The sequence below is a fragment of the Devosia lucknowensis genome, from assembly GCF_900177655.1.
Taxonomy (GTDB): domain Bacteria; phylum Pseudomonadota; class Alphaproteobacteria; order Rhizobiales; family Devosiaceae; genus Devosia; species Devosia lucknowensis.
Map to the genome: position 1 here is coordinate 744,930 of NZ_FXWK01000001.1, position 15,934 is coordinate 760,863.

17 protein-coding genes and 1 riboswitch are annotated in these 15,934 nt (G+C 63.2%); of the genes, 13 read left to right on the forward strand and 4 right to left on the reverse strand.

Annotation, left to right across the window (positions count from 1 at the left end):
* The first annotated feature begins 119 nt into the window (after nucleotides 1–119).
* Together parC and CCK88_RS03500 are read left to right on the forward strand one after the other, a co-directional pair.
* Entirely contained in the window at nucleotides 120–2,423 is a 2,304-nt protein-coding gene (gene parC / locus CCK88_RS03495) for a DNA topoisomerase IV subunit A (protein ID WP_086469138.1), read from the forward strand.
* Between the two features lie 317 nt (nucleotides 2,424–2,740).
* Entirely contained in the window at nucleotides 2,741–3,049 is a 309-nt protein-coding gene (locus CCK88_RS03500) for a Dabb family protein (protein WP_086469139.1), read from the forward strand.
* Between the two features lies 1 nt (nucleotide 3,050).
* Here the strand turns inward: CCK88_RS03500 and CCK88_RS03505 are convergent, their stop codons facing one another.
* Nucleotides 3,051–3,782, reverse strand: a complete 732-nt coding sequence (locus CCK88_RS03505) for an arginyltransferase (protein WP_086469140.1) — start codon at nucleotides 3,780–3,782, stop codon at nucleotides 3,051–3,053.
* A 60-nt stretch (nucleotides 3,783–3,842) separates the two neighbouring features.
* Nucleotides 3,843–4,361, reverse strand: a complete 519-nt coding sequence (locus tag CCK88_RS03510; protein ID WP_086469141.1) for an RDD family protein — start codon at nucleotides 4,359–4,361, stop codon at nucleotides 3,843–3,845.
* 184 nt (nucleotides 4,362–4,545) lie between these two features.
* Here CCK88_RS03510 and CCK88_RS03515 point away from each other — a divergent pair, with 184 nt between their 5' ends.
* Entirely contained in the window at nucleotides 4,546–5,484 is a 939-nt protein-coding gene (locus tag CCK88_RS03515) for a DMT family transporter (RefSeq protein ID WP_086469142.1), read from the forward strand.
* 79 nt (nucleotides 5,485–5,563) lie between these two features.
* On the opposite strand, the gene hemB is transcribed toward CCK88_RS03515, so the two are convergent.
* Nucleotides 5,564–6,577: a porphobilinogen synthase gene (hemB, locus tag CCK88_RS03520; RefSeq protein ID WP_086469143.1), complete on the reverse strand. Its 1,014-nt coding sequence runs from the start codon at nucleotides 6,575–6,577 to the stop codon at nucleotides 5,564–5,566.
* Between the two features lie 99 nt (nucleotides 6,578–6,676).
* Here hemB and CCK88_RS03525 point away from each other — a divergent pair, with 99 nt between their 5' ends.
* Nucleotides 6,677–7,063: a DUF6163 family protein gene (locus CCK88_RS03525; protein WP_086469144.1), complete on the forward strand. Its 387-nt coding sequence runs from the start codon at nucleotides 6,677–6,679 to the stop codon at nucleotides 7,061–7,063.
* Between the two features lie 4 nt (nucleotides 7,064–7,067).
* On the opposite strand, the gene CCK88_RS03530 is transcribed toward CCK88_RS03525, so the two are convergent.
* Nucleotides 7,068–7,802: an MmyB family transcriptional regulator gene (locus tag CCK88_RS03530; RefSeq protein WP_086469145.1), complete on the reverse strand. Its 735-nt coding sequence runs from the start codon at nucleotides 7,800–7,802 to the stop codon at nucleotides 7,068–7,070.
* A gap of 126 nt (nucleotides 7,803–7,928) precedes the next feature.
* Here CCK88_RS03530 and CCK88_RS03535 point away from each other — a divergent pair, with 126 nt between their 5' ends.
* From CCK88_RS03535 to nusB, 9 genes are all read left to right on the forward strand, one after another.
* A complete protein-coding gene (locus tag CCK88_RS03535; RefSeq protein WP_086469146.1) occupies nucleotides 7,929–8,336 on the forward strand; it encodes a hypothetical protein in 408 nt (135 codons plus the stop codon).
* 214 nt (nucleotides 8,337–8,550) lie between these two features.
* Nucleotides 8,551–9,060 carry a transcriptional regulator LdtR gene (ldtR, locus tag CCK88_RS03540; RefSeq protein ID WP_086469147.1) on the forward strand — a complete coding sequence of 170 codons (510 nt, stop codon included), beginning with the start codon at nucleotides 8,551–8,553 and terminating at the stop codon, nucleotides 9,058–9,060.
* A gap of 263 nt (nucleotides 9,061–9,323) precedes the next feature.
* Nucleotides 9,324–10,577 (forward strand): L,D-transpeptidase family protein, encoded by a 1,254-nt coding sequence (locus tag CCK88_RS03545; protein ID WP_086469148.1) that lies wholly within the window; start codon nucleotides 9,324–9,326, stop codon nucleotides 10,575–10,577.
* A 126-nt stretch (nucleotides 10,578–10,703) separates the two neighbouring features.
* Nucleotides 10,704–10,916 carry a DUF6898 family protein gene (locus tag CCK88_RS03550; RefSeq protein WP_086469149.1) on the forward strand — a complete coding sequence of 71 codons (213 nt, stop codon included), beginning with the start codon at nucleotides 10,704–10,706 and terminating at the stop codon, nucleotides 10,914–10,916.
* A 93-nt stretch (nucleotides 10,917–11,009) separates the two neighbouring features.
* The gene (locus tag CCK88_RS03555; RefSeq protein WP_086469150.1) at nucleotides 11,010–12,719 is read left to right on the forward strand and encodes a methyl-accepting chemotaxis protein; all 1,710 of its coding nucleotides are present in this window, start codon (nucleotides 11,010–11,012) and stop codon (nucleotides 12,717–12,719) included.
* A 72-nt stretch (nucleotides 12,720–12,791) separates the two neighbouring features.
* Nucleotides 12,792–12,874, forward strand: a riboswitch (ZMP/ZTP riboswitch).
* A gap of 131 nt (nucleotides 12,875–13,005) precedes the next feature.
* Complete coding sequence (gene glyA, locus CCK88_RS03560; protein ID WP_425290605.1) at nucleotides 13,006–14,304, forward strand: serine hydroxymethyltransferase; 1,299 nt, start codon at nucleotides 13,006–13,008, stop codon at nucleotides 14,302–14,304.
* An 18-nt stretch (nucleotides 14,305–14,322) separates the two neighbouring features.
* The gene (nrdR, locus tag CCK88_RS03565; RefSeq protein ID WP_086469151.1) at nucleotides 14,323–14,802 is read left to right on the forward strand and encodes a transcriptional regulator NrdR; all 480 of its coding nucleotides are present in this window, start codon (nucleotides 14,323–14,325) and stop codon (nucleotides 14,800–14,802) included.
* A 112-nt stretch (nucleotides 14,803–14,914) separates the two neighbouring features.
* Entirely contained in the window at nucleotides 14,915–15,388 is a 474-nt protein-coding gene (gene ribH / locus CCK88_RS03570) for a 6,7-dimethyl-8-ribityllumazine synthase (RefSeq protein ID WP_086469152.1), read from the forward strand.
* Nucleotides 15,389–15,874: a transcription antitermination factor NusB gene (gene nusB / locus CCK88_RS03575; RefSeq protein WP_086469153.1), complete on the forward strand. Its 486-nt coding sequence runs from the start codon at nucleotides 15,389–15,391 to the stop codon at nucleotides 15,872–15,874.
* Nucleotides 15,875–15,934: the final 60 nt, after the last annotated feature.

Genomic DNA, 15,934 nt, shown 5'->3' on the forward strand with positions numbered 1-15,934 from the left:
CGGTTGAGGTGGTCCTGCAAAACCCGCGGAACTCTTGGGCAAAACGCGATTCTCCTGCCTGCTCGGGGAGCGCCTCGTATATTCTACTTCCCGATTCGTTCTCCTGATCCGAGCACCGCATGTCCGACGCCGAGACCATTCAGCCGCCTGACGATCAGCGCATCGTCGATCTCAAGCAGGCGCTTGAAGAGCGGTATCTGAGCTACGCGCTATCGACCATCACGCAGCGCGCGCTGCCCGACGCGCGCGACGGCCTCAAGCCCGTGCATCGCCGCATCCTCCACGCCATGCGTCTGCTGCGTCTCGATCCCAACCAGGGCTACAAGAAAAGCGCCCGCATCGTTGGCGACGTCATCGGTAAGTTCCACCCTCACGGCGACCAGTCCATCTACGATGCACTGGTGCGCCTCGCGCAGGATTTTGCGCTGCGCTACCCGCTGGTCGACGGTCAGGGCAATTTCGGCAACATCGATGGCGATAGCCCTGCGGCCATGCGCTACACCGAAAGCCGCATGACCGACGTGGCCACGCGCCTGCTCGAAGGCATCACCGAGAATGCCATCGACTTCAAGCCCACCTACGACGGCGAGGACGAAGAGCCCGTCGTGCTGCCGTCCAATTTTCCCAATCTGCTGGCCAACGGCTCCACCGGCATCGCCGTGGGCATGGCGACGTCCGTTCCGCCGCACAACCTCGTCGAGCTCTGCAACGCCGCGCTCAAACTCATCCACAATCCTGCAGCCACGACCGAAGAACTCATTCACGCCGATCTGACCGCGCCCCCCTCGATGGACGATCTGATCCGTGGCCCCGATTTCCCCACGGGCGGACAACTGGTCGAGAGCCGCTCCTCCATCGTCCATTCATACGAGACGGGTCGCGGCGCCTTCCGCCACCGGGCCATCTGGGAAAAGGAAGACAAGGGCAGGGGCGTCTACCAGATCGTCGTCACCAAGATCCCCTATGGCGTGCAGAAATCGCGCCTCGTGGAAAAGATCGCCGAACTCCTGCTTGCCAAGAAGCTGCCGCTCCTCAAGGACGTGCGGGACGAGAGCGCCGATGACATCCGTCTGGTGCTCGAGCCGCGCGCCGGTACGGTCGACGCGGTTATACTCATGGAGCAACTGTTCAAGCTGACAGAGCTCGAACTGCGTTTCAGTCTCAATCTCAACGTTCTCGACAAGGGCATGACGCCTCGCGTCATGAGCCTTGCCGATGCGCTCCGCGCCTGGCTCGATCACCGCAAGGTTGTACTGGTTCGTCGCTCGCAGCATCGGCTCGAACAGATTGCCAGTCGCCTTGAAGTGCTCGAAGGCTACATCATTGCCTATCTCAACCTCGACGAGGTGATCCGGATCATCCGCGAGGAGGATGATGCCAAGGCAAGCCTGATGGCCACCTTCAGCCTCACCGACAATCAGGCCGAAGCCATCCTCAACATGCGTCTGAGGTCCTTGCGCAAGCTCGAGGAAATCGAGCTCAGGCAGGAGCACAAGAACCTCACCGAGGAAAAGGGCAAGCTCGAAGCGCTGCTCGCCTCCGACAAGCGCCAGTGGGGTGAAATCGCCAGGCAGGTCGAGGCGCTGAAGAAAGCCTATCCGCTGTTCGAGGCCGACGGGACCACGCCCCATCCATTGGGCGCCCGGCGCACCATCCTGGGCGATGCGCCGTCCGCCGACGCGGCCGAGATCACCGAAGCCTTCATCGAGCGCGAGCCGATCACGGTCATCCTTTCCGAAAAGGGCTGGATCCGCGCGCCGCGTGGTCACGCCGTGGAGGTCAATGACGAGAAGGGTTTCAAGACGGGTGATCGCCTGAAGCTCTCCATCAAATGCGAGACCACCAACAAGCTCCTTATGCTTACGACCGGGGGCAAGGTTTACACGCTCGGGGCCGACAAGCTGCCCGGTGGCCGCGGACAGGGTGAACCGGTCCGCATCATGGTCGATATCGAGGAGGGCCAGGACATTGTCGATCTCTTCGTCTACCGTCCGGGCAAGCAGCGCATCATCGCCTCGTCGGCCGGTTACGGCTTTATCGTCCCCGAGGACGATCTCGTCGCCAACACACGCAAGGGCAAGCAGATCCTCAATGTCGGCGCCCCCGAGGAGGCCAGGCTGATCGTGCCGAGCGAAGGCGACCGCGTCGCCGTGATCGGTCAGAACCGCAAGTTGCTTGTGTTCCCGATGGCGCAGTTGGCCACCATGAGCCGCGGCAAGGGCGTCCGTCTCCAGCGCTACAAGGATGGCGGCATTTCCGACATCAAGACCTTCTACGCAGCCGATGGCCTGACCTGGACTGACAGTTCCGGCCGAACGTACACCAAGCCCGCCGAAGAGCTGACCGACTGGAATGGTGACCGCGCCAGCGCCGGCCGCCAACCGCCGACAGGTTTCCCGCGGAACAACAAATTCGTTGGGTGAGGTCCGCCGCGAAGTGGAAAATCGCTCCGGTGGAGCGATTTTAGGACCGAACGCCCGAGAGCTACGCTTGAGGGCCGGCCGTCCGCCGCGAAGTGGAAAATCGCTCCGGTGGAGCGATTTTAGGACCGAACGCCCGAGAGCTACGCTTGAGGGCCGGCCGTCCGCCGCGCCGCTACACCCACCGCGCCCACCCTCCCCCTTGCGGGGAGGGTAGCGACGCTGGGCCCGCAGGGCCGTAGCAAAGCTAGGGTGGGGGTGTTTCAACCCTCGAAACCACGTTCAGTTTCCGCGCCAACCGACTCTATGGACTCACCAAAATGATCCGTCACATCGTCCTCCACCGCTTCCGCGCCGACGTCCCCGACACCGAACGCGCCGCGATCTACGCCGATCTTGCCGCCCTCAAATCCGTCGTCCCGGGCTACCTCACCATCAGCTCCGGCCCCAATATCTCGCCCGAAGGCCTGCATCAGGGATATACCGATGCCTTCGCCATCGACTTCGTCGATGCGGCTGCGCGCGATGCCTATCTCGTGCACCCCGCGCACAAGGCCGCTGGCAGCCGTCTCGTCGCCGCCCTCGAAGGCGAGCGCAACGGGTTGATCGTGTTCGATATCGAGGTGTGAGTCAGCTCTCGAGCCGCGTCCAGCCCAGCGATCCGCGCTGCACTTCCAGCGGACGATAGTCGCCCTTGTAGGCCATCTTGGGCGAATCCTTCACCCAATAGCCGAGATAGACGTAGCTGAGGCCAGCCGACCGGACCTGTTCGATATGGTCGAGGATGAGGAATGTTCCGAGGCTTCGATGCGCCAGGTCCGGGTCGTAGAAGGAGTAGACCATCGATAGCCCGTCGGGCATCACATCGGTCAGGGCCACTGCCACCAGCGGAGCGTCAGGCCGGTCGGCAAGCCGGTACTCCACCAGCACGGATTGCACCGGCGTATCCTCGACCATGTATTCATAGTCCTGGTAGCTCATCTGCGTCATGCCTCCGCCGGCATGGCGTGCATCGAGGTAGCGTTTGAACAGCTCGAACTGCTCCATCGTCGCAACAGTCGGCTGCACCGTTACCGAGACGTCCAGATTGCCGCGCCGAATGCGCCGGAAACGCTTGTTGGGCGAGAACTCCCGCGTGACGATCCGTACCGACTGGCAGGAATTGCAGCCCTCGCAGGCCGGGCGATAAATCAGGTTCTGGCTGCGGCGGAAACCGTTATCGCTGAGCAGCTGGTGCAGCATGGAGGCGCGCCGCCCGCTCAGGTGCGTGAACAGCTTGCGCTCCATCTTGCCCGGCAGATAGGGGCAGGGCAGGGCCGCTGTCAGGAAGAGCTGGGTTGTCTCGGGCGTCTGGTCGGTCATTTACGACCCGTTGATGCGTATCGGCGGAGTGTAGCGCTCCGCCGTCGCAGCAGCAACGCCTCAAACGCCGTATTGATCCGCCATGCGCATGCGCTGCCAATGCCGCATCATGGGCGACTTGCGCACCATCAGCGTCCCCATGATCAGGTCGTGAATCATCTGCCGCCGCGGCGTGAACAGCGCGAACAGGATGGTGATCGGCCATGAAATCCAGAAGGTCAGCCAGAACAGCGCGGCGTGAAAGATCGCCATCCACCCATCCAGCGGTTGTCCGCGGGTCGGCGTCAGAACGATATCCATCACCTGCATGCCCACTGTCGCCCGCTTCGGCGAACCCAGGGTCATGCCGTAGTAGATGACGATCGCGGCCGGTACCACGAACACCAGCGCCATCCAGGCCAGACCAAATGTCAGGAAGCCAAGAATGATCCCCGCCATGCCCAGCACCAGCGCGATGGCGCCGATCAGCACCAAATCGATGAGGTAGGCCATGACGCGTCGCGTCAGCAGCCCTTCGAACAGTTCCGGGGCGGTCGCAGGATCGGGCAAGGATGGGCGGTCGGGCGCGTCGTATGTCATGCCCACAAGATTGTCACGCCTGCCACCGCGTGCAAGGGGGCGAGGCACAGAAATGTGACTGTTGTCCGACTGGGCCTGGGTGACGGCACAAAGATGTTTCAAGCGGGCCGAAACGAGGTAGGTTGGTCACCTCACTTCGACTCGCGCTTTCCCTCCCGCCCGCGCGGTCTGCCGGACCTTTTCCATGTCGACTACATCCGCGCCCCCGGCGCTGACCCACCAGCCTGTTCGCGGCTTCGTGCTCATTCTCGTTGCCACGCTCTTGTTTGCCTACAACGACAGCACCAACAAGTTGCTTCTCACCGACTATAACGCGCCGATGGTCACGGCCATTCGTTACATCGGCCATACTCTTCTGATGCTTGCACTGGTGGCGCCCTTCCATGGCCGGGAAATCGTGCGCACCCAACGCACCGGGCTCGTCATCGTGCGGGCCATCAGCCTGGCGCTGGGCTCGCTTCTGGTCAGTCTGGCGCTTCAGCGCATGCCCGTCGCCGAGACCACCGCAATCGTCTATCTCTGCCCGGTTCTCGTCGTGGCCTTGTCTGGCCCGGTGCTGAAAGAAAAGGTCGGAGTCACCGCCTGGATCGCCGCCGTCATCGGCTTCGCCGGCGTGTTGCTGATCGCCCGCCCCGGCGGCGGGCTCGATCCCTGGGGGGTAGTCTTCGTGCTCGGCAACGTCATGGTCGGCGTGGCCTACAATCTCCTGTCCCGCGTTCTGGCCCGTACGGAGCGCACGATGGCGATGCTGTTCTATTCGGCTCTGGCCGGTGCCATCGGCTTCGGCATCTTTCTCCCCTGGACCATGCATGGCGTGGCGCCGTCTGCCCTGCAGATCACCCTCTTCATCGGCCTTGGCGTCTCGGCCTGGCTCGGGCACTACTGCTTCACCCAGTCCTATCGATACGCGCCGGCCGCCTTTATCGCCCCGATGAGCTACATGCATCTGCTCTGGGCCGGCATCCTCGGTTGGCTGATCTTCGGCCATGCCCCCGAGCCGGTCGCGATTGCCGGCATGTTGCTGGTGGCGCTGGCGGGCTTACTCAGTGCTCTGCGCACGCGCCGCGGCCAACGCCCGGCCCAGCTCGCTTCCGAGGATGGTCTGACCGAAAAGGCCGGTTAGAGCATGCCTCCTGAATTTGGCCCCGGTTTCAGGAGAAAGACAAAGCGCACCAGGCGGTTCTGAAGGAACGCGACGCGCTTTAGGCGCCGAGCTTGCGCGCCATCTCGAGCGCATAATAGGTGAGGATGCCGTTGGCGCCGGCGCGCTTGAAAGCCCAGAGGCTTTCGAGCACCGCCGCATCGCGGTTGATCGCCCCGGCCGCCCCGGCCAGCTCGATCATCGCGTATTCGCCGCTCACCTGATAGGCGTAGATCGGCACGTTGAAGGCGTCCTTTGCCCGGCGGATGATATCGAGATAGGGCAGGCCGGGCTTGATCATCACGCTGTCGGCGCCTTCGGCGATATCCTGCTCGATCTCGCGCAGCGCCTCGTCCGAATTGGCATAGTCCATCTGGTAGGTACGCTTGTCGCCCTTGAGGCGGCTGCCCGATCCCACCGCTTCGCGGAATGGCCCGTAGAAGCACGAGGCATACTTGGCCGCGTAGCTCATGATCTGCACGTGCTCGAAACCCTCGTCATCGAGCGCCGCCCGCAGCGCCGCGACCCGGCCATCCATCATGTCCGACGGGGCGATGATGTCCGCACCGGCGCGGGCCTGCACCAATGCCGAGCGGATCATCACCGTCACCGTCTCGTCGTTGAGGATTTCCCCGTCCCGCACCAGCCCGTCCTGGCCATTGGCCGAATATTCGTCCAGCGCCACGTCGGCGATCAGCCCGATATCGGGCACCGCCGACTTGATGGCGCTCAGGGCACGGCACATCAGGTTGTCCGGGTTATAGGCTTCCGCCGCATCCTCGCTGCGCAGGTGGTCCGGCGTGTTGGGGAAGATCGCGAGGGCCGGAATGCCCGCATCCCGCGCCGCCCGCGCCGCCTCGACCATCAGGTCGATCGACAGGCGCTCCACCCCCGGCATGGTCCTGATCGGCGTCGTCTCGTTCTGTCCCTCGATCGCGAAGAGCGGCCAGATCAGGTCGCGCGGCAACAGTTCGGTCTCCCGCACCATGTCCCGGCTCCACGCCGTCTGCCGCAGGCGGCGCATGCGCCGTCCGGCAAGAAAGGACATGTCGTGCTTGGGCCAGCTCTGGGTCATGGTAATGGGCGCTCCGTGTTGGCGCCCTAGTTAACAGTTCGGCCATGCCCGTCCAAGCCACCGCTTGTCGCAGTCGGGCCGGCGCGGTATCACACGCCCATGCTCTTTCAGGCTCCAAGCGTCGCCCTCTATATTCGCATTGTCGCCATCCTGGCGCTCGTCCTCGGGCTCAGCGATGCGGCGCGCCTCCTGGGCGTCAATCTGGGCGCGTCAAGTCCCATCAGCGCCATGGGCTTCCAGTCCTTCGTTCTGCTGGGTGTCTTCTGCCTCGCCCGGCTGTTCTCCGCCGTCGGTCTCTGGATCAAGGCCAGCTGGGGCGCCGTGCTCCTCGTCGGCGCGACCACGCTCGAGCTCCTGCTCTTCGTCATCGGCAATCCCGATATCCGCATCGGCATCGTCGGCTTCGCCATGCGGCTGGTCCTGCTCCTCGCCATCGTCGTGATCTTCGCGCTCAGCTTCCGCTTCAACCGGGCCCACGCTGACTGATCGGCTAGCCCGTCACCGGGTGGAACTGCTCGATCGTGATCTCCTCGGTCAGCGCGTCCTGCGGCCCGCCAAAGCTGGTGACCGTGGTGAACCAGCGCGTCACCGTGCCATCGATCCGGAATTCGAGCGGTAACAACACCCCGGCTGCGCCCAATGCGTCGCGCTCGAGGCCGTCGACCCCGGGCTGCCGGCTTACCCGCGTCAACACTCGCGCCACGTTAGATTCGGGTCCATGCCGCCGCGTTGCATCGCGCAGCCGATGCAGCAGATATCCCGCCACCGCGTCCCAGTTGACGATGGCATCGCGCACCGGCCCGGGCATGAACACCAGCTCCGCCAGGTTGAGCCGCACTCCCGCCTCTGGCCGTCCGCCCACTAGCGCAAAGGCGCCCTCATTGGCATCGAGAATGGTGAACGCCGCGTCCAGAACCAGCGCGGGGGAGGGGCTGTGCGCGCCCAGCAGCAGTTGCGCGGCGTGGCGAACCTCCGCCATCGCGTCGCTGTTCCAGTCGCTCTCGCCATAGTGCGGGGCAAAGCCCGCCGCCACCAGAAGGCCATTGCGTTCGCGCAGCGGCAGGTCCAGCGCCGCGCTGAGCCGCAGCACCATGGCCGCGCTCGGGCGGGCCCGCGCCGATTCGAGAAAGCTCAGGTGCCGTGGCGAAACCTCGGCCAGCAGCGCCAGCGCCATCTGGCTCAATCCGCGTTGCGCACGCCATTCCCGCAGGCTCCGGTCAAACATCGCTCCCTCCCGTTCGCACACGGACACTGCCCGATACGCAGAAGCAATTCCATTACCTGGCAGGGAATTGAGACGCTTCCGTCAGCCGATCATCCTTGCCCGCGCAACTCCGGGAAAGGAAACCCCATGACCACGCTCACCGCCCGCGCCCCGGGCCTCGATCCCCATCTTCCCTATCTTGCCGACGTTCCGGTCTCGGCCATCATGGGTCTGGTGCTGATTTTCGCCGCCGGGCCACTCACCGATCTGGCCGGCTGGTCGCTGCCGCCGTCCTTCTTCATGACCCTGGGTGTGATCCTGCTGCCCTGGGCGGCCTACAACCTCCTGATTGCCCGCAAGCCGCGCCCCGCGCCCGCGCTGGTCTGGAGCAACATTGCCGTCGATCTGTCCTGGGCGCTGGGCTCGTTCGTTCTGGTTGCCGTCTACTGGAGCGAATTGACCGGTTTGGGGGCGGCGCTGCTCTGCGCCCAGGGCCTTGCGGTCGGTGCCATGTTCATGGCCAAGCTCCTCGGCGTGCGCGCCTTGCTGTGCTGAACGGCCATGGGGTGAAGGGCGGTCGCGCCGCTCTTCACACTCCGGAAAGGTTACAATTTCCTGACCCGATGTAAGGCCCCGTTAAGCCAAATTCTCATTGCATTCCAGTAACATAGTTTTAAGCGTGATCTTTAGGGCGATCTTAGTTGGGTAGCCGTAGTTTGGCCTCATGAGATGCGAAAAATCGCACGTGATTGAACAGTGAGGCACACAAATGGCAATCAAGTCGAACGCAGCCGAGGCACTTTCCCCGGAACGCAGTGAAGGTCTTAAGCCCCTTTATCTCGAAGCCGTCTCCCGCGTGGAGCGTCTCCACCGCCGTCTTCTCGATCTGATCAAGGACGAGTTCGACCGCATGGGCTGGGACGATATCAACCCGGTTCAGGCGCTCCTGATGTTCAACATCGGAGACGCCGAACTGACCGCCGGCGAGCTGCGCTCGCGTGGCTACTACCTGGGCTCGAACGTTTCCTACAATCTCAAGAAACTGGTCGAGACCGGATATATCTTCCAGGAGCGCTCGCGCACCGATCGTCGTTCGGTCCGCATCAAGCTGACCCCCAAGGGCGAGGAAGTGGCGGAAGTCATCGACGAACTCTATGACCGTCACCTCAAGTCGATCGACAAGGTCGGTGGCCTGGGCGATGAGGAATTCGATGGCCTCAACAAGGCACTCGCCCGTCTGGAACGCTTCTGGGTCGATCAGATCCTCTACAAGCTCTGAGTTCGCGCCTTCGGGCGGGTACAGGGCGGCAGCTGGCGGCATGTGTTGCCTCCATGCCACAACTGCTGGGAAGACGCCGGTCGCGAGACCGGCGTTTCTTATTTGTGCCGCAAATCCCCGTCAGCCGGTCTACATGGTTTGAAAACCATTTTCTGGCAGGACTTCCTTCTCCCCTATGGTTCACAAGGCGTTGACCGCGATTGTGACCACCCGGGTTGGATGGTATCGCCCCGATAGGCTCCGGGCGAATATTGGGTGACTCAATGCGGCTGACTCGACGTAACTTTATCCGCTCCGCGGCACTGGCTGGCGCCTCCGCCGCGCTTCCGGCCTGGGCACAGGATTCGGTTTTCGACATGCTCTCCGGCACCAGCCGGGTGGTCCGCGAGACCGATCGCGACGGCAATACTGCCGCGGCCGCCGCGTTGATCGCGACCAACGAGCCCATCCTGTCCTTCGACACCATGAACAACCTGCAGCTGGCGATTTCCCAGTACGAGCCCTTCGTGGCCGCTGGCGGCTGGGAAGAAATCCCGCAGCAGGCCTACCAGCTCATCCTGGGCAACACGTCGCCGGCCGTCGTCCAGCTCAAGCGCCGCCTGATTTCCTCGGGCGACATGCCGCTGGTTGAATATGCCAGCGACGTCTTCGACGCCGAAACCGATCGCGGCGTGCGCAATTTCCAGGCCCGTCACGGCCTCGTCGTCACCGGCCAGATCGACGAGCCGACCTGGTACGCCATGAACGTGCCGGCAGCGACCCGCCTGCAGCAGCTTTACCTCAATTATACGCGCGTCCAGAACATGGCCGCCAAGCTCAACTCGCGCTATGTGGTGGTCAACATCCCGGCTGCCACCATCGAGGCGGTCAACGAGGGCATGGTCGAGCAGCGCCACACCGCGGTGGTCGGTCGCGTCGAACGTGCCACGCCGATCATGGCCAGCAATATCAGCCAGATCAACTTCAACCCCTATTGGCACGTGCCCAAGTCGCTGGTCCGTCAGGACCTGACCAAGTACATGCTCGAAAACCCGAACTATCTGACCGAGCAGAACATCTTCATCTACGATGGCTCGGGCAACAAGGTTGATCCGCAGTCGATCAACTGGGCCAACATCACCGACGCCCAGGTGAATTACATGTATCGGCAGGAGCCAGGCTCCGCCAATTCCATGGGTCACTGCAAGATCAATTTCTACAATCCCTACGATTGCTACCTGCACGACACGCCCAGCAAGGCGCTGTTCAACGAGAATGCCCGCTTCCACTCGTCGGGCTGCGTGCGCGTCGAGGGCGTTAATCAGCTGGTGAACTGGCTGCTGCGCGACAATGGCGATTGGGACCAGAACAAGGTCGACTCCACCTTCGACTCGCTCCAGCGCCTCGACGTCGAATGCAAGGGCCGGGTGCCGATCCACACCACCTACATCACCGCCTGGGCCAATCGTCAGGGCACCGTCAGCTTCCGCGACGACGTCTACAAGTTCGACGAGCAGGGCAAGGTCACCTTCTCCTGACGCTTCGCGCCTGGCCCCCGGACTTGACCCGGGGGCTTTGTACTTTCTAGTGTTTGCCTTTCTGGTCCTCCCGGCGTGAGCTTGGGGTGCTGACCTTTGGCTTGCCTGGGGCAGGGGGCGAACATCATGGGCGACGGCGAAGTTCTGTTCGAGTTCATCCAGGTCGGCCAGCAGATGCGCGTGGCCGCCGTCGACGCTGCGACCGGCATCGAAGTCGTGGTCATCGCGCCGCTCAACTCTGCCCGTGGTCACATGCAGCGACTTGCTCTGGCCAAGCTCAGGCGAAGACTTGCCCAAGATGCCGTCGTGCCCACGACTTCGCCAGGCAAGTACGCCTGAAACGTGATCGCCCGGCCACCTTGAAGCTCATCAATTGGTAATCAATGCTCGCTAAGGATAATTCCCAATAGCGTCGTTGATTGGATCCTAACCATGTTGAAGATCGTCTCAGGCGCCAGCCTGGACGCAGGCCGCGTCGCGCAGGCCATCTTGTCGGCAATCTCCGTTTCGCAGGCCAACATAGAATTCACTCCCGACGGCTTGGTCATCGATGCAAACCCCGTGTTTCTGGACCTGATGGGGTACACGCTCGACGAAATCAAAGGGCAGCACCATCGCATTTTCGTCGACGAAGCCTATGCTCGCAGCGACGCATACCGGCAGTTCTGGGATGATCTGAAGGCAGGCAAGTTTGCCACGGCCGAGTTCTCACGCTTCGCCAAGGATGGCCGCGAGGTCTGGATCCAGGCATCCTATAACGCTGTGCGCGGTCCCGATGGCGAGGTCATGCGCGTCGTCAAGCTCGCCACCGACATCACCGCCAGCAAGCTGGCCGCTGCCGATGCTGCTGGCCAGCTCGCCGCCATTTCACGCTCTCAGGCCGTCATCGAATTCGATCTCGATGGCACGATCCGCACCGCCAACGAGAATTTCTGTTCGGTGATGGGCTACCGCCTCGAGGAAATCCGAGGCCACCACCACCGGATGTTCGTCTCACCCGAAGACGCGGCGAGCAGCAGGTACAAGGAGTTCTGGCAGAGTCTCGCCCGTGGCGAATTCCAGGCAGCCGAATACCTGCGCGTCGGCAAGCATGGTAGGGAGGTCTGGATCCAGGCCACCTACAATCCGATTTTTGACATGAACGGAAAGCCGTTCAAGGTCGTCAAATATGCCACCGACATCACCGCCCGCAAAAAGGCAGTGACCGACATCGGTGACGGACTGGCTTCGCTTGCGGCCGGCAATCTGGACTGCCGGATCGAACAGCCGCTCCCCGGAGAGCTCGACGAAGTCAGGCTCGCCTTCAATACGACCACCGAAACCTTCAGCCGCATCATCGCGCAACTGCGCGATGCGTCATCCGTCCTGACCTCTGCCACGGGCGAGCTTCTTTCTGCGTCCCGCGATCTTGAAGACCGCACGTCGCGTCAGGCGGCTGCGCTTGAAGAAACCAGCGCTTCGATGGAACAGCTGTCGATCACGGTCTCGGAAAACGCGCGGCGCAGCACCGAGGCGAGCCGCAACTCCGCTACCGTCTTTCAGACGGCGGACGAGACCGGCGCGGTCATGAGCGAGGCCAATGCCGCGATGGACCGTATCTCGGCCTCGTCGGGCAAGATTTCCAGCATCATCGGCATGATTGACGACATCGCGTTCCAGACCAATCTTCTGGCTCTCAACGCCTCCGTGGAAGCGGCTAGGGCAGGAGATGCGGGCAAGGGTTTCGCCGTGGTCGCGGTGGAAGTGCGCCGCCTGGCCCAGTCTGCCGCCACAGCCTCCGCGGACGTCAAGCGTCTGGTGGAGCAGTCCGTCAGCGAGGTTTCGGAAGGCTCGCGTCTGGTCTCCAAGGCTGCCGGCAAGCTCAGCAGCATGGTCGAAAGCGTGCGGCAGAACGGCGAATTCATCGCCGATATCGCCAATGCGACACAGGATCAGGCAACGTCGCTCGACGAAGTCAATTCGGCGGTCCGTCAGCTCGACGTCATGACACAGCACAATGTTTCGCTGGTCGAGGAAATGAACGCGGCCGTCAGTCAGACCGAAGGGCAGGCCCGTGAACTCGACCAAATCGTCGACATCTTCGTCCACGACGACATGTCGGCCCGCGCCCGGTCTCAACCGTCGCGCCGAAACGCTGCCTGACCCGACCGTCGGCCCGGTTTGACCGGGTCGACCATTTCCTCTTTCCCTCCCGCCCGATCTGCGGCATAACGGGCGCGTTCGCGCAACTGGCGAGATGAGATGGGCAACCATCGGGGAACGCGAACCTCATAGCGCCGCTCGCCTGGGCACCCAACGTCAACCCCGGGAGCCCCATGACCGCAATCAGCCGTCCATCATCCCATTCCCGGCCTTGGAATCGCGGCTTGCGCCGTGATAAAGCCAACGCCGTTCCGACAGCCCTGACCTCTTGCGAGGGAACCAGCCGATGAGTGCCACCATGTCCAATTCGCTCTTTCCGAATTTCTTCACCAACTCGGTCGCCGAAACGGATCCGGAGCTGGCCCAGTCCATTCAGGACGAACTCGGCCGCCAGCAGCACGAGATCGAGCTGATCGCCTCTGAAAACATCGTGTCCCGCGCCGTGCTCGAGGCCCAGGGCTCTGTCCTCACCAACAAGTATGCCGAAGGTTACCCGGGCAAGCGCTACTATGGTGGCTGCCAGTACGTGGACGTGGCCGAAAGCCTCGCCATCGAGCGCGCCAAGCAGCTTTTCGGCGTCGGCTTTGCCAATGTGCAGCCCAATTCCGGCTCGCAGGCCAATCAGGGCGTCTACCAGGCGCTGATCCAGCCGGGCGACACCATTCTCGGCATGTCGCTCGATGCCGGTGGTCACCTGACGCACGGCGCCAAGCCCAACCAGTCCGGCAAGTGGTTCAATGCCATCCAGTACGGCCTGCGCAAGCAGGACGGCCGCGTCGACATGGACCAGGTTCGCCAGCTCGCCCGCGAGCACAAGCCCAAGATGATCGTCGCCGGCTTCTCGGCCTATTCGCGCGTCATGGACTGGGCCGAGTTCCGCGCCATCGCCGATGAAGTGGGCGCCATTCTCTTCGTCGACATGGCCCACGTCGCCGGTCTGGTTGCCGGCGGGCAGTACCCGAGCCCGTTCCCCCATGCCCATGTCGCCACCACCACCACCCACAAGACCCTCCGTGGCCCGCGCGGCGGTCTGATCCTCACCAACGACGAGGATATCGCCAAGAAGATCAATTCCGCGATTTTCCCGGGCATCCAGGGTGGCCCGCTGATGCACGTCATCGCCGCCAAGGCGGTCGCCTTCAAGGAAGCGCTGCAGCCCGAGTTCAAGCTCTATGCGGCGCAGGTCGTCGCCAATGCCAGGGTTCTGGCCGACACGCTCGTCAAGGGCGGCGTCGACATCGTCTCCGGCGGCACCGATAACCACCTGATGCTGGTGGACCTGCGTCCCAAGGGCCTCACCGGCAAGGCCACCGAGAACGCCCTCGGCCGCGCCCACATCACCTGCAACAAGAATGCCGTTCCCTTCGATCCGGAAAAGCCCGCCATCACGTCGGGCGTACGCCTGGGCACTCCCGCCGCCACCTCGCGTGGCTTCGGTGAAGCCGAGTTCCAGACGGTGGGCGAGCTCATCATCGAAGTGCTCGACGGCCTCAAGACCAATGGCGACGACAACAATGGTGCCGTCGAGGCCCAGGTTCGTGCCAAGGTGAAGAGCCTGACCGATCGATTCCCGATCTACGCCTAAGACGAGAGACCGCCCGCCATGCGCTGCCCCTATTGTGGCAATGACGATACCCAGGTGAAGGATTCGCGCCCGACCGAAGATTCGGGCGCCATCCGTCGCCGTCGCGTCTGCAATGCCTGTGGCGGGCGTTTCACCACGTTCGAGCGCGTCCAGCTGCGCGATCTGACCGTCGTCAAGAAGACGGGCCGCAAGGTCCCCTTCGATCGCGAGAAGCTGGCGCGCTCCGTCAATACCGCCCTGCGCAAGCGCTCGGTCGAGCCCGAACGCGTCGAGCGCATGATTTCGGGCATTGTTCGCCAGCTCGAAAGCCTGGGCGAGGTCGAAGTCACGTCCGACCAGATTGGCGAATACGTCATGGAAGGCCTCAAGGGCCTCGACGACGTCGCCTTCGTCCGCTTCGCCAGCGTCTACAAGAACTTCTCCGCGGCCGACGATTTCCGGTCCTTCCTGACCGAACTGGCCGAACACAAGACTGTCCTGCGCGACGACGACGACTGAGCCTGTCGCAAGCTTTCGTTCATCGCAGCGACATCAGCGTCTCACTTTAGTACCCTCTGCTGCGTTATGATGCTGGAGCGCCATCCCCTGGCGCAGGAAGCGGAGATGGATCATGGACTCCTACGGCGTACGATTTTCGCTCCCCCAGGGTGCGGGCGAGGGCCAGCATTTCCTGATCGTCGAGGGTCGCAATTACCCCGATATCGCCGATGAGATGAAGCGCGGCGCCATCGCGGTGCTTGAGGCGGCAGGGGCGACATACGACGTCATCGGTGTCCCCAGTGCCATGGAAGTTCCCGTCGCGCTGGCAATGGCGATTGAAACCGATCGCTTCGACGGCTATGTGGCGCTGGGCTGCGTCATCCGCGGCCAGACCAATCATTATGTCGCCGTGGCCAATGAAAGCATTCGCGCCTTGGCGGAACTCGCCGTCGTCGACGCTTTGCCTCTTGGCATCGGCATCCTGACGGTGGAAAACGAACCGCAGGCCCGGATGCGGGCCGATGTGAATGACCAGGACAGGGGCGGGGACGCGGCGCGCGCCGCGCTCGCCCTGTCCGACGTAAAAGCGAAACTGAACAGCTAGATGACCGACCATCCCAAACGCGATCCCGGTGCCGCCCGCTCCGCCAATCAGCGCGGCGCCGCCCGCCTTGCCGCTGTGCAGGCCCTCTATCAGATGGACATCGGCCGGGCGACGCTGGAAGACACCCTCGCACAGTTCGGCGCCTTCCATCTCGGCCGCGAGATCGAGGGCGAGCAATATCTGCCTGCCGACGCCGACTTCTTCCGTCAGATCGTGTCGGGCGTCGCCAAGCACCAGCTCGAGGTCGATCCGGCCGTGGACAAGGCTTTGGCCGAAGGCTGGCCGATCGAGCGCGTCGACGCCACCCTGCGCGCCATTCTGCGCGCCGCCGCCTTCGAACTGCTGCGCCGCAAGGATATTCCCGCCCGCGTCGTCATCACCGAATATGTCGATGTCGCCCGCGCCTTCTACGAGGACGATGCCTCTGGGCTCGTCAACGGCGCGCTCGATTCCATCGCCCGCTCTGCCGGCGCCGATCTCGCCTGATCGACAGGCTCGCGCCTGATCCAACAAAAAAGCCCCGGACTGGCCGGGGCTTGGAAACGT

Excerpts from the sequence above, each read along its gene's own strand:
- parC (WP_086469138.1), top strand. The coding sequence starts at position 120 with ATGTCCGACGCCGAGACCATTCAGCCGCCTGACGATCAGCGCATCGTC.
- CCK88_RS03545 (WP_086469148.1), top strand. The coding sequence starts at position 9,324 with ATGCGGCTGACTCGACGTAACTTTATCCGCTCCGCGGCACTGGCTGGC.
- CCK88_RS03555 (WP_086469150.1), top strand. The coding sequence starts at position 11,010 with ATGTTGAAGATCGTCTCAGGCGCCAGCCTGGACGCAGGCCGCGTCGCG.
- CCK88_RS03505 (WP_086469140.1), bottom strand. The coding sequence starts at position 3,782 with ATGACCGACCAGACGCCCGAGACAACCCAGCTCTTCCTGACAGCGGCC.
- ldtR (WP_086469147.1), top strand. The coding sequence starts at position 8,551 with ATGGCAATCAAGTCGAACGCAGCCGAGGCACTTTCCCCGGAACGCAGT.
- CCK88_RS03550 (WP_086469149.1), top strand. The coding sequence starts at position 10,704 with ATGGGCGACGGCGAAGTTCTGTTCGAGTTCATCCAGGTCGGCCAGCAG.
- nusB (WP_086469153.1), top strand. The coding sequence starts at position 15,389 with ATGACCGACCATCCCAAACGCGATCCCGGTGCCGCCCGCTCCGCCAAT.
- CCK88_RS03535 (WP_086469146.1), top strand. The coding sequence starts at position 7,929 with ATGACCACGCTCACCGCCCGCGCCCCGGGCCTCGATCCCCATCTTCCC.
- nrdR (WP_086469151.1), top strand. The coding sequence starts at position 14,323 with ATGCGCTGCCCCTATTGTGGCAATGACGATACCCAGGTGAAGGATTCG.
- CCK88_RS03515 (WP_086469142.1), top strand. The coding sequence starts at position 4,546 with ATGTCGACTACATCCGCGCCCCCGGCGCTGACCCACCAGCCTGTTCGC.
- CCK88_RS03530 (WP_086469145.1), bottom strand. The coding sequence starts at position 7,802 with ATGTTTGACCGGAGCCTGCGGGAATGGCGTGCGCAACGCGGATTGAGC.
- CCK88_RS03525 (WP_086469144.1), top strand. The coding sequence starts at position 6,677 with ATGCTCTTTCAGGCTCCAAGCGTCGCCCTCTATATTCGCATTGTCGCC.
- CCK88_RS03510 (WP_086469141.1), bottom strand. The coding sequence starts at position 4,361 with ATGACATACGACGCGCCCGACCGCCCATCCTTGCCCGATCCTGCGACC.
- CCK88_RS03500 (WP_086469139.1), top strand. The coding sequence starts at position 2,741 with ATGATCCGTCACATCGTCCTCCACCGCTTCCGCGCCGACGTCCCCGAC.
- glyA (WP_425290605.1), top strand. The coding sequence starts at position 13,006 with ATGAGTGCCACCATGTCCAATTCGCTCTTTCCGAATTTCTTCACCAAC.
- ribH (WP_086469152.1), top strand. The coding sequence starts at position 14,915 with ATGGACTCCTACGGCGTACGATTTTCGCTCCCCCAGGGTGCGGGCGAG.
- hemB (WP_086469143.1), bottom strand. The coding sequence starts at position 6,577 with ATGACCCAGAGCTGGCCCAAGCACGACATGTCCTTTCTTGCCGGACGG.